Genomic DNA, 11,863 nt, shown 5'->3' with positions numbered 1-11,863 from the left:
CGCTACGTCAGTCGATGCAGGGGACCCCGCCCGCGGTGATCGGCGGGGTCGAGGGAGCCGGGGCGGCGGCGGGCGCGGCCGCCGCGGAGGTCGACCGGCCGCCGTTCGCGCGGTCGGTGCCGAGCAGCACCTGGACCCGGCCCTGGGCGACGGCGTCGGACTGCTCGACGCCGATGCCACCCAGCGCCTCGGCGACCCGGCGGGCGGCGGCGTCGCCGTCGGCCTGGCTGTAGCGGACCACCGAGGTGGTGCGGTCCGGGGCGTTGCCGACCTCGCCGGGGGTGAACCCGGTGCGGCCCAGGGTGTCGGCGACCTGCGCGGCCAGCCCGGTCACCCCGGACCCGTTCGCCACGTCGGCCACGACCGGCGCCGCCGCCTCCGTGGAGGTCGCGGGCGCCTCCTCGGGCTCGGGGTCGGTGTGGTGGGCGACGAAGTCGCGGACCTCGGCGGGGTCGACGAGCAGCACGTCCTTGCCGCGGGTGGTCTCCGGGCCGCCGGTGGGGATGGTCAGGAAGTCCATCCTCCCGGCCGCGATCGACGACGCCTCGCGGGCGAAGCCGAGCAGGTCCCAGCCGCTGTCGATGACGACCGACTGCTGGATCACCTCGATGAGCGCTCCGAGCTTGGTCGGGTCGGTGAGCGTGCCCGAGGACAGGACCTTGTTGGCGACCGCGGCGAGGAACACCTGCTGACGGTTGATACGCGACAGGTCCCCGCCGGCGAGCCCGTGCCGCTGCCGGACGAACGCGAGCGCGTCGGCACCGGAGATCGTCTGCGGGCCTGCGGGGAAGTCGGCGCCGGAGAACTCGTCCCTGGCCGGGGCCTTGAGACAGACGTCGACGCCGCCGACGGCGTTGGTGAGGTTGTAGAAGCCGAGCAGGTTGACCTCGGCGAAGTGGTCGATGGCCAGCCCGGTGAGGTCCTGCACGGTGTCGATCAGGGCCTGCCGACCGGCCTGCGACGAGTCCTGGTCGATCTGCCGGGGGTCGCGCACGCCCTCGGCGACCAACCGGGACGCGGTCTCCGCCTTCGTCTGCGGGTAGGCGGCGTTGATCTTGTTGCGGCCGATCCCGGGGATCGACACCTCGGAGTCGCGCGGGATGGAGAACGCGGTCGCGCTGCCGCCGTCGGCGGGCAGGTGCACGACGATGATCGTGTCGGAGTTGAGGACGCCGGACTCGGCGCCGCTGCGCAGCTGGGCCAGGACGTCGGCCGGCAGCGGGTTGCCCTGCGCGTCGGTACGGCTGTCCACGCCGACCAGCAGGATGTTCTGCTCGCCGCCCGCGGAGCCGCCGAACAGCAGGTTCGTCGTGGTGATGCCGCCGGTGACGTCGCGGTAGAAGGTCCACACGGCGCCGGTGAGCAGCACCGTCAGCGCCGACAGCACGGCGACGGCGACCCGCAGCCGGGCCAGCAGCCCGCGGGCCCGGGGCGGTCCTCCGCCGGTGCGCCCGCCCCGCGCCGGGTACGGGGGGTGCTCGTCGGGGCCGGTCGCGGTCCCGGCCCGGCTCCAGCCCGCGGAGCCCGCGGGGCGTCCGCGTGCGGCGCCGGTGTCCGGGCGGACCCGGGGCGAGCGGGACCGGTCGCCGGGGGCGGCGGGGCGGCCGGACCGTCGCGCCGCGGCGCGCTCGGCGGCCGACGGGCGGGAGCGGTCCCGGTAGCCCTCGCCCATGCTCGCTCCCCTCGGGGTCCGTCTCGTCCGCGCCGCTGCGTCTCACCCGGACGGGGGAGTCCGGTGAACCCGAGCACGGCTCGTGCGTCTCTGGGACCGGACACCCCGGTCGGGGACCAGGGTGCAGCATCCGGGCCCCCGCGGTGGGTCGTACAGGCCTGCGTGTCGGGTTGCTCGCCCGGTCGTCGTAGGGGGTCGGGACTTGAGGGTGACACACGGGTACGGCGTGTCGTCGCTGCTCGGGGACGGTCCGAACGTTGGAGTGAGGGTATCGCGATCATGGTCGCGGTGACGGAGTGTGATCTTCGCGGGCGCGAACGGGCGGTGCCGGACGGAGCCGCCGGGCGCGGGTGTGCCCGTGCTGACTAGGTTGCGGGACATGCGCGGGGTGGACGAAAAGGACGGGGAGGCCACGTGACCGACGACGCACGGTCCTACGGCGACGGGGTCGCCGTCGTCACGGTGACCTACTCGCCGGGCGCGCTGCTGGACACCTTCCTCGACTCGCTGCGGGGCGCGACGACCCGCACGGACGTGCCGGTCGTCCTGGCCGACAACGGATCCGTCGACGGCGCCCCCGAGCGCGCGGCCCGCGAGCGCGACCACGTGACGGTCCTGCCGATCGGGGAGAACGTCGGCTACGGTGCCGCCGCCAACCGCGGCGTGGCCTCGCTGCCCGACCGATACGGCTGGGTCGTCGTCGCCAACCCGGACCTGGAGTGGGGTGCCGGTTCGCTGGACATCCTGCTCGACGCCGGCCGTCGCCACCCCCGGGCCGGGTCGCTCGGCCCGCTGATCCGCGAGCCGTCCGGCGAGGTCTACCCCTCGGCGCGCGAGGTGCCGTCGCTGACGGCCGGGGCGGCGCACGCCGTGCTGGCCCCGGTCTGGCCGGGCAATCCCTGGACGGCGGCCTACCGGCGCAGCCGGGAGGACCTGACGGAACGCGCGGCCGGCTGGCTGTCCGGGTCGTGCCTGCTCCTGCGGCGCACCGCGTTCGACTCCGTCGACGGTTTCGACCCGCGCTACTTCATGTACTTCGAGGACGTCGACCTGGGGATGCGGCTCGGTCTCGCCGGATGGCGAAACGTGTACGTCCCCGGCGCCGATGTCGTACACGTGGGCGGAGCGTCCACGGGCAAGCCGGAGGTGTCGGCACGGATGCTCGCCGAGCACCACCGCAGCGCCTACCGCTACCTGGCCGACCGCCACCGCGGTCCGGTGCACGCGCCGCTGCGTGCGGCCCTGCGCGCCGGCCTGGCCGTGCGCTCGGGTCTGCTGCGGCGGACCGGCTGAGCGCGAACGAGAAGAAAGAACCTGAGGGGGAACCTGCGTTGCAGGACGTCGAGGCGGTCGTGCTGGTCGGGGGCAAGGGCACCCGGCTGCGGCCACTGACCCTGTCGGCGCCCAAGCCGATGCTGCCGACGGCGGGGGTGCCGTTCCTGGCGCATCTGCTGTCGCGGATCCGCGAGGCGGGCATCCGGCGGGCGGTGCTGGGGACGAGCTACCTGGCCGAGACCTTCGAGGAGCACTTCGGCGACGGCTCGTCGCTGGGGCTGGACCTCACCTACGTCACCGAGACCGAGCCGCTGGGCACCGGCGGGGGCATCCGCAACGTGGCCGGCAAGCTCTCCGCCGAGCACGTCATGATCTTCAACGGCGACGTGCTGGCGGGCACCGACCTGACCGCCGTCGCCGACACCCACCGCAGCACCGGTGCCGACGTCACGCTGCACCTGGTGCGGGTGCAGAACCCGCGGGCCTTCGGCTGCGTCCCCACCGATCCGACCGGCCGGGTGCTGGAGTTCCTCGAGAAGACCGAGGACCCGCCGACCGACCAGATCAACGCCGGGTGCTACGTCTTCCGCCGCGAGGTCATCGACACCATCCCCGAGGGCAGGCCGGTGTCGGTGGAGCGTGAGACGTTTCCCGACCTGCTCGCCTCCGGGGCGCACGTGCAGGGCCACGTCGACGTCGCCTACTGGCGCGACATGGGAACCCCCGGCGACCTGGTGCACGGCTCGGCGGACCTGGTCCGCGGGGTCGCGCCCTCGGCGGCGCTGCCCGGGCCGACCGGCGAGTCGATGGTGCTGGAGGGGGCCGAGGTGGCCTCCGACGCGTTCGTGTTCGGCGGGACGACCGTCGGCCGTGGCGCCCGGATCGGCTCCGGCGCCCGGGTCGAGGGCTCCATGCTGTTCGACGGCGCGATGGTGCAGGCGGGCGCGGTCGTGGAGAACTCGGTGATCGGGGCCGGTGCGGTCGTCGAGGAGGGCGCGAGCGTCCGCGACACCGTGGTCGGCGACCGGGCCGTGATCGGCGCGCACTGCGAGCTGCGGCACAACATGCGGGTGTGGCCGGACGTCACGCTGCCGCCCCACGGGGTCCGGTTCTCGCCCGACGTGTGACCATCGGGGGCGTGGACACGGCCGCCGTGGTGGTGGACCGGGAATGGCGGCCGCCGTTCCCGCTCGACCTGTACGGCGTCCTCGCCCCGCTGCGCCGCGGCCGCGGCGACCCCACCTGGCGCACCGCCGTCGACGGTGCCGTGATCTGGCGGGTCTCGACGACGCCGGCCGGCCCCGCCACCGTCGCGATCCGCCGCCGCGCCGACGGCGGTCCGCACGGCACCGTGCGCGCGACCGGCTGGGGGCCGGGCGCGGCCTGGGAGGTCGACCGGCTGCCGTCGCTGCTGGGGGCCGACGACGACCCGTCGGCCTTCGTGGCGCACCACCCGCTCGTCGCCGACGCGCACCGGCGCCGTCCCGGGCTGCGGCTGGGCTCCACCGGCCGGGTGTGGGACGCGCTGCTGCCCGCGGTGCTGGAGCAGAAGGTCACCGGCACCGAGGCGCACCGCTCGTTCCGCGAGCTCGCGTGGCGGTTCGGGTCGCCCGCACCGGGCCCGGCCGGGGTGGTGCCCGCCGGCATGCGGGTGCCGCCGACACCCGGGCAGATCCGCGCGGTGCCGGAGTGGGAGTGGCACCGGGCCGGCGTCGACCACGCCCGGCGGACGGCGATCCTGCACGCCGCCGTCGTCGCCCACCGGCTGGAACGGGCCGCCGAGCTGGGCGGGGAGCAGGGCCGGGTGCTGCTGCGCCGGGTCCGCGGCATCGGGGTGTGGACGGCCGCGGAGATCGCCCAGCGCGCCTGGGGCGACCCGGACGCGGTCAGCTTCGGCGACTTCCACGTGCCCAACACCGTCGGCTGGGCGCTGCTCGGGCACGACCTCGACGACGCGGGGATGCTCGAGGTGCTCGCTCCCTACGTGCCGCAGCGCCAGCGCGCGGTCCGCTACATCGAGGCGTCCGGGTTCCGCCGTCCCCGGTTCGGGCCCCGGTTCTCCCCGCGCGACTACCGCTCGTTCTGACCGACGTAGGGTCGCCGTGTGAAGGTCACCGTTCTGGTCGGCGGCGTCGGCGGAGCCCGCTTCCTGCAAGGCGTGAAGCACGCGCTCGGACTGCCCCCCGTGGGGTCGGGCGAGTCCGCGCACGAGGTCACCGCCGTGGTCAACGTCGGCGACGACATCTGGCTGCACGGGCTGCGGGTCTGTCCGGACCTCGACACCGTCATGTACACCCTCGGCGGCGGCATCGACGTCGAGAAGGGCTGGGGCCGCTCGGACGAGACGTGGTCGGTCAAGGCCGAGCTGGAGGCCTACGGCGCCGAGGCGACCTGGTTCGGGCTGGGCGACCGCGACGTCGCCACCCACCTCGTCCGCACCCGGATGCTGCGTGCCGGCTACCCGCTGTCCCAGGTCACCGAGGCGCTCTGCCACCGCTGGCAGCCCGGGGTGCGGGTGCTGCCCGCCTCCGACGACCGCGTCGAGACCCACGTCGTGATCGACAACCCGGACCCGGCCGCGGTCGAGGAGACCCCGCAGGTCGCGATCCACTTCCAGGAGTGGTGGATCCGGCACCGGGCCGCCCCGAAGGCGTACCGCTTCGCCTCGGTCGGCGCCGACCAGGCCGCGATCCTGCCCGACGCCCGGGCCGCGATCGCCGGGGCCGACGTCGTGCTCGTCGCCCCGTCCAACCCGGTGGTGTCGATCGGCACGATCGTCTCGGTCCCCGGGATGGCCCAGGCCCTCGCGGCGACGCCCGCGAAGGTCGTGGGGCTGTCCCCGATCGTCGGCGGGGCGCCGGTGCGGGGCATGGCCGACGCCTGCCTGACCGCGATCGGCGTCGAGACCAGCGCCGAGGGCGTGGGCCGGCACTACGGCGGCCGCGGCGAGGGCGGACTGCTCGACGGCTACCTGGTGCACACCGGCGACGCCGCGACCGTGCCCGGCGCGACCGTGCGCGAGGTGCCGCTGCTGATGACCGACCACGACGCGACCGCCGCCATGGCCCGCGCCGCGTTCGAGCTGGCGGGCGTCGGTGTCTGAGGGTTTCCCCGACCACGCGTCGCAGCGGCTGGAGATCATCGGAGTCCCGGGGCTTCCGGAGTTCCGCCCCGGCGACGACCTCACCGCCGCGCTGGCCGAGCGGATGACCTGGCTGCGCGACGGCGACGTCGTGGTGGTCACCAGCAAGGTGTTCTCCAAGGTCGAGGGCAGGCTGGTGCCTGCCCCCGCCGACGAGGAGGAGCGCGACGCGCTGCGCCGCAGGCTGGTCGACCAGGAGACCGAGCGGGTGGTGGCCCGCAAGGGCCGGACGCTGATCGTGGCCGGGAAGCTCGGCATCGTGCAGGCCGCCGCGGGCATCGACGGCTCCAACGTCCGCCGCGACGAGCTCGCCCTGCTGCCGGCCGACCCGGACGCCAGCGCGGCCGGGCTGCGCGCCGGGCTGCGGGAGCGGCTCGGGGTCGAGGTCGGCGTCGTCGTCACCGACACGCTGGGGCGCAGCTGGCGGGTCGGCCAGACCGACATCGCGATCGGCTCGGCCGGACTGCCGGTGCTGCACGGCTACTCCGGCGCCGTCGACGGCCAGGGCAACGACCTGGTCGTCACCGAGATCGCCGTCGCCGACGAGATCGCCGCGGCCGCGGACCTGGTGAAGGGCAAGCTCGGCGGGCTGCCGGTCGCGGTGCTGCGCGGCGCGGCCCTGCCCGACGACGGCTCGACCGCCCGTGACCTGATCCGGCCCATCGAGGAGGACCTGTTCTGGCTGGGCACCGAGGAGGCGATCGCCCGCGGGCGCAGCGAGGCGGTCCTGCTGCGTCGCAGCACCCGGGACTTCGCCGACGAGCCGGTCGACGACGACGCCGTGCGCCGCGCCGTGGGCGTCGCGCTGACCGCGCCCGCGCCGCACCACAGCACCCCGTTCCGGTTCGTGTGGCTGCGTGACGCGGCGCGGCGCACCGCGGTGCTCGACGCGCTGCGCGAGCGCTGGCGCGCCGACCTGGTCGCCGACGGGCGCCCGGCCGACGAGGTGGAGCGTCGCCTCGCCCGCGGGGACCTGCTGCGACGCGCCCCGGAGCTGGTGCTGGCGTTCCGGTCCACCGCGGGGATGCACGGCTACCCGGACCCGGCCCGGGACGCCGCCGAGCGGGACATGTTCACCGTCGCCGGCGGGGCGGCGGTGCAGTCCCTGCTGGTCGCGCTGGCCGCGGAGGGGCTGGCGTCCTGCTGGGTCGGCTCGACGATCTTCGCCGCGGACGTCGCCCGCCGGGTCCTGGACCTGCCCGACGACTGGGCGGCGCTCGGTGCGGTCGCCGTCGGCGTGCCGGCCGAGCCGATCGCCCCGCGCGCTCCCCGACCGGCCGGCGACGGCCTGCTGGAGCTGTGAGCCCGTGGTGGCCACGGCGACGGCCGCCCGCGAGCTGGGCGCCTGGACACCGCGCGACCCCGGCCAGCGGGCCCTGCAGCACGCGCTGCTGGCCTTCCTCGACGCGCGCCCCGACGACGCCTGCGACCGCTCCTGCGTGCCCGGGCACCTCACCGCGTCGGCGCTGCTGCTCGACGCGGGCGGGGACCACACGCTGCTGACCCTGCACCCGCGGGTGGGCCGCTGGATCCAGCTGGGCGGGCACTGCGAGCCGGGCGACGACTCGCTGCGCGCCGCGGCGCTGCGCGAGGCCACCGAGGAGTCCGGGATCGACGGCCTGGAGATCGACGAGCACCCGCTGCACGTCGACGTCCACCCCGTCACCTGCTCGCTCGGGGTCCCGACCCGCCACCTGGACGTGCGTTACCTGGTGCGCGCCCCCGCGGGCGCGACGCCGCGGATCAGCGACGAGTCGCTGGACCTGCGGTGGTGGCCGGTGGACGCGCTGCCCGCCGACGACGACACCGTCGCGACGATGGTCGCCGCCGCCCGCTGAGCCGGGCTCAGAGGTCGCGCCAGAAGAACATCGCGGAGTAGCCGAGCCGGAACAGCTCCTGGTCCCCGCCGGCGGCGCCGAACAGCAGCTGGGTGGCGGCGAAGAACAGCGCACTCACCCCGGGTACGAACAGCAGCAGGGCGAGCAGCACGAACGGTGCCCAGGGCCGGACCCGCTCGCCGAGGCTCCGCGCCGACGCGGACAGGTACGGCTCCAGCGCCCCCCAGCCGTCGAGGCCGGGCACGGGCAGCATGTTCAGCACGAACGCGATGATCTGGAAGTACGCGAGCGCGGACAGCCCGGCCGCCACCGGCAGCGGCATCCCCGGGAACGCGGCCACCGTGATGATCAACACGACGCCGAGGGCCAGGTTCGCCGCGGGGCCCGCCAGCGAGACCGCGCTGCGCCGGGCCCGCGACCGCAGCGCCCACTGGTTGATCCACACCGCTCCGCCGGGCAGCGGCAGCCCGCCGATCAGCAGGATGATCAGCGGCAGCACCAGGGACAGGCCGGGGTCGGCGTAGCGCCGCACGTCGAGGGTCAGGTAGCCCTTCGCCGCGACCGAGGTGTCCCCGCCGCGATAGGCGGTGACGGCGTGCCCGTACTCGTGCAGGCACAGCGACACCACCCAGCCGCCGAGTACCAGGACGAAGATCCCGGAGGTCGCCAGGACCCCCGATCGGGTGGGGACGGCGGCGGCGGCGAGGACACCACCGAGAAGGGTGACGCCGAGGATCAGCAGGAACCAGGGGCTGATGCGGCGTGTCAGGGACGGCACGTACCCATACTCCATGTCGGAGGAAACGCCCGCGCGCGACCCTTCACTCAATCGGCAGAGCCGGCTTGCACAGAGCGAGTGTCAGCGCTGTACTTACAGCGGTGTCATTCGCCAGTGCGTTGCGGGGAGGTGGGCGAGTGGACGACGTCGAGGGGTTCATGCGGATGCTGCGGCCGGTGGGGGCCGAGCCGATGGGCACGGTCGAACGGCCCGATCACGAGATGGCCGACTACGACCAGGTCGCCCAGATCCTGGACCTGAAGGGCCTGCTGGACGACGGTTCCTCCGAGGAGGTGCCGGACTGGCAGGAGCGTGCGCTCTGCGCGCAGACCGACCCGGAGGCGTTCTTCCCCGAGAAGGGCGGCTCCACCCGTGAGGCCAAGCGCATCTGCTCCGGCTGCGAGGTCCGGGCCGAGTGCCTGGAGTACGCGCTGGCCCAGGACGAGCGTTTCGGCATCTGGGGCGGGCTGAGCGAGCGGGAGCGCCGTCGCCTCCGCCGCGCCGCCGTCTGAGACTCCGCGGGGGAACAGGAACACGAGGGCCGGTCGCCGTCACGGTGACCGGCCCGTCGTCGTCCCCGGGCCGTGTCGTGCCGCGGGGGCCTCAGCCACCGTCGACGGCGTCGGGCTCGATGTTGAGGTACTCCGCGACCTGCTCGACGAGCACCTCGTGCACGAGGTCGGCGAGGTCCTCGCCGTTGCGGGCCCTGGCCTCGAGCGGGCGGCGGTAGAGCACGATCCGCGCCCGGGTCGGCATCCCGGCGGAGTCGACCCCGGCCGGCACGAGGTGGGCCAGCGGGACGCCGACGTCGGCCAGCACCCCGGTGCCCCACACGATCTCGTCGGGCGAGGTGCGGTCGACCGACGGCACGTCGTCGACGGCGAGGTCGAGGTCGACCAGCTCCGGGCCCCAGCGCGCCTCGATCGGTTCGAGCGCCTCCAGCACCTTCGCGTCGAAGCGTTCGGCGCGGGTGCGGAAGGCCGGCGTCGACACCGGGTACATCAGGCCGCGCAGGCCGCGTCCTCGCCGGTCCCGCCGGCGCGGGCTGCGCGGCGACCGGCGGTCGTTCTGGGGACGAGCGGTGGGCACCAGGGCATTCTAGGACCCCCGCGCCCCACCCGGGGGTGACCCGCGACCGCGGCGGGCGGACCGTCCGCCGAGCGGGGTGCGCGTCGCAGTACGGCGGCGGGCCCGTGACGGGCTATCGTCGGCGATGTGTTGAGTGTGCGGAGATGTTCACGGACGGGCTGCACCGAGCTCGCCGTCGCCACGCTCACCTACGTCTACGCCGACTCGACCGCCGTCGTCGGCCCGCTGGCCACGCAGGCCGAGCCGCACTCCTACGACCTCTGCACCGGGCACGCGCACAACCTCACCGCCCCCCGCGGGTGGGAGGTCGTCCGGTTCGAGGGCGAGTTCGCCCAGCCCCAGCACAGCGGCGAGGACCTCACCGCGCTCGCCGACGCCGTCCGCGAGGCGGGCCGGGTGGACCGGCCGGTCGAGGTGGTCGCACGGCCCGGTGGCACGGGGCGGCGCGGCCACCTGCGGGTGCTCCCGAAGCTCGAGGACGGCTGAGCAGCCCCACGGGGTGAGGAGACCTGCGCGGACGGGTGACACGGCTGCGCTAGGGTCGTGCGTCGTGCCCGACCTCTCGGCGATCGTGAAGGCCTACGACATCCGCGGTGTCGTCGGCGACCAACTGGACGAGCCCACCGCGCGCGCACTGGGTGCGGCGACGGCGCGGCTCGTGGCGGGCGACGACCCGGCGCCGTCGGCGGTGGTCGTCGGGCGGGACATGCGGGACAGCTCGCCCGCGCTCGCGGCGGCGTTCGCCGACGGGGTGACCGGGCAGGGGCTCGACGTCGTCGACATCGGGCTCGCGAGCACCGACATGCTCTACTACGCCTCCGGCACGCTGGACCTGCCCGGCGCGATGTTCACCGCGAGCCACAACCCGGCCGCCTACAACGGCATCAAGCTGTGCCGCGCCGGTGCCGTCCCGGTCGGCCAGGACTCCGGCCTCGCGACGATCCGCGACGAGGCGGGCCGCTTCCTCGACTCCGGGGTCCCCGAGGTCCGGTCGACGGGTGCCGTGCGCACCGAGGACATGCTCACCGGCTACGCGCGCTACCTGCGCGGCCTGGTCGACCTGACCTCGCTGGACGCCTCCCCGGAGCTGACCGTCGTCGTCGACGCCGGGAACGGGATGGGCGGGCACACCGTCCCGACCGTGTTCGACGGCCTGAACGTGCGCGTCGTGCCGCTGTACTTCGAGCTCGACGGGAACTTCCCGAACCACGAGGCGAACCCACTGGACCCGGCGAACCTGGTCGACCTGCAGAAGCGGGTCGTCGCCGAGGGCGCGGACCTCGGCCTGGCCTTCGACGGCGACGCCGACCGCTGCTTCGCCGTCGACGAGCGGGGCGAGGCGGTGAGCCCCAGCGCCATCACCGGGCTGGTCGCGGCCCGTGAGCTCGCCCGGGCGCACGCGGCGGGGGAGTCCGACGTCGCCGTCATCCACAACCTGATCACCTCGCGGGCGGTCCCCGAGCTGGTCGCCGAGCACGGCGGTCGTGCGGTCCGCACCCGGGTGGGCCACTCGTTCATCAAGCAGACGATGGCCGAGACCGGCGCGGTGTTCGGCGGCGAGCACTCCGCGCACTACTACTTCCGCGACTTCTGGAAGGCCGACTCCGGCATGCTCGCGGCGCTGCACCTGCTGGCCGCGCTCGGCGAGCACCGGGCGGCCGCCGCCGGCGCGACGGTGTCCGGGCTGATGGCGGGCTACGACCGCTACGCCGCCTCCGGGGAGATCAACTCGACGGTCGACGACCAGGCCGCGCGGGTCGCCGAGATCGAGGGCGTCTTCGGCCCGCGCGACGGCGTCGAGCTCGACCGGCTCGACGGCCTGACCGTCTCGCTGCCGGACGGATCGTGGTTCAACCTGCGGGCCTCGAACACCGAGCCGCTGCTGCGGCTCAACGTCGAGGCGGCCGACGACGCGGCCGTCCGTGCCCTGGTGGACGAGGTGCTGGCGGTCGTGCGCGCCTGATCGCGCGGCCCCGCACACCTGCGGTGATGGCGTCCGTACCCGGTCGGCTGCCGCGGAGTGTCGGTACCGGGTGGCAGCATCGAGAGCGCGACATGACGACGAGGAG

Annotated in this window: 12 protein-coding genes; 9 read left to right on the top strand and 3 right to left on the bottom strand. The window is 74.9% G+C overall.

All coding sequences use genetic code 11. From position 1 onward, the window contains the following. Positions 1-7: 7 nt before the first annotated feature. Positions 8-1,672 (bottom strand): LCP family protein, encoded by a 1,665-nt coding sequence (locus ZF1_RS22575; RefSeq protein ID WP_083658764.1) that lies wholly within the window; start codon positions 1,670-1,672, stop codon positions 8-10. Between the two features lie 414 nt (positions 1,673-2,086). On the opposite strand from ZF1_RS22575, the gene ZF1_RS22570 reads away from it, so the two are divergent. Genes ZF1_RS22570 through ZF1_RS22545 form a run of 6 tightly spaced genes read left to right on the top strand, consistent with a single transcriptional unit; the run spans position 2,087 to position 7,927 of the window. Further along, the gene (locus ZF1_RS22570) at positions 2,087-2,965 is read left to right on the top strand and encodes a glycosyltransferase family 2 protein (protein WP_073576352.1); all 879 of its coding nucleotides are present in this window, start codon (positions 2,087-2,089) and stop codon (positions 2,963-2,965) included. A 38-nt stretch (positions 2,966-3,003) separates the two neighbouring features. Then, positions 3,004-4,074, top strand: a complete 1,071-nt coding sequence (gene manB, locus ZF1_RS22565; RefSeq protein ID WP_073576351.1) for a mannose-1-phosphate guanylyltransferase — start codon at positions 3,004-3,006, stop codon at positions 4,072-4,074. A gap of 11 nt (positions 4,075-4,085) precedes the next feature. After that, the gene (locus ZF1_RS22560) at positions 4,086-5,033 is read left to right on the top strand and encodes a DNA-3-methyladenine glycosylase family protein (RefSeq protein WP_301548999.1); all 948 of its coding nucleotides are present in this window, start codon (positions 4,086-4,088) and stop codon (positions 5,031-5,033) included. Between the two features lie 18 nt (positions 5,034-5,051). Further along, positions 5,052-6,050, top strand: coding sequence for a 2-phospho-L-lactate transferase (gene cofD / locus ZF1_RS22555; RefSeq protein ID WP_073576350.1), 999 nt, complete (start codon positions 5,052-5,054; stop codon positions 6,048-6,050). After that, on the top strand, positions 6,043-7,392 hold the full coding sequence (locus ZF1_RS22550) for a coenzyme F420-0:L-glutamate ligase (RefSeq protein WP_073576349.1): 1,350 nt from the start codon (positions 6,043-6,045) through the stop codon (positions 7,390-7,392). Before cofD ends, ZF1_RS22550 begins: the two co-directional genes overlap by 8 nt. 4 nt (positions 7,393-7,396) lie before the next feature. Further along, a complete protein-coding gene (locus ZF1_RS22545; RefSeq protein WP_073576348.1) occupies positions 7,397-7,927 on the top strand; it encodes an NUDIX hydrolase in 531 nt (176 codons plus the stop codon). A 7-nt stretch (positions 7,928-7,934) separates the two neighbouring features. Here the strand turns inward: ZF1_RS22545 and ZF1_RS22540 are convergent, their stop codons facing one another. Continuing rightward, positions 7,935-8,705, bottom strand: a complete 771-nt coding sequence (locus tag ZF1_RS22540; RefSeq protein WP_224401501.1) for a site-2 protease family protein — start codon at positions 8,703-8,705, stop codon at positions 7,935-7,937. Positions 8,706-8,926: 221 nt separating this feature from the next. Between ZF1_RS22540 and ZF1_RS22535 the strand changes: the two genes are divergently transcribed. Further along, the gene (locus ZF1_RS22535) at positions 8,927-9,217 is read left to right on the top strand and encodes a WhiB family transcriptional regulator (RefSeq protein WP_083658828.1); all 291 of its coding nucleotides are present in this window, start codon (positions 8,927-8,929) and stop codon (positions 9,215-9,217) included. 91 nt (positions 9,218-9,308) lie between these two features. On the opposite strand, the gene ZF1_RS22530 is transcribed toward ZF1_RS22535, so the two are convergent. Continuing rightward, complete coding sequence (locus tag ZF1_RS22530) at positions 9,309-9,794, bottom strand: metallopeptidase family protein (protein WP_174525520.1); 486 nt, start codon at positions 9,792-9,794, stop codon at positions 9,309-9,311. A gap of 135 nt (positions 9,795-9,929) precedes the next feature. Between ZF1_RS22530 and ZF1_RS22525 the strand changes: the two genes are divergently transcribed. Beyond that, positions 9,930-10,280, top strand: a complete 351-nt coding sequence (locus ZF1_RS22525; protein ID WP_217266917.1) for a DUF3499 domain-containing protein — start codon at positions 9,930-9,932, stop codon at positions 10,278-10,280. Between the two features lie 64 nt (positions 10,281-10,344). Further along, positions 10,345-11,757 carry a phosphomannomutase/phosphoglucomutase gene (locus tag ZF1_RS22520; RefSeq protein ID WP_073576345.1) on the top strand — a complete coding sequence of 471 codons (1,413 nt, stop codon included), beginning with the start codon at positions 10,345-10,347 and terminating at the stop codon, positions 11,755-11,757. Positions 11,758-11,863 lie beyond the last annotated feature (106 nt).

It is taken from the genome of Pseudonocardia sp. ZF1 (genome assembly GCF_056835605.1).
The sequence above is the reverse complement of the archived record's forward strand: the minus strand, read 5'-3'. Positions and strand labels throughout refer to the sequence as shown.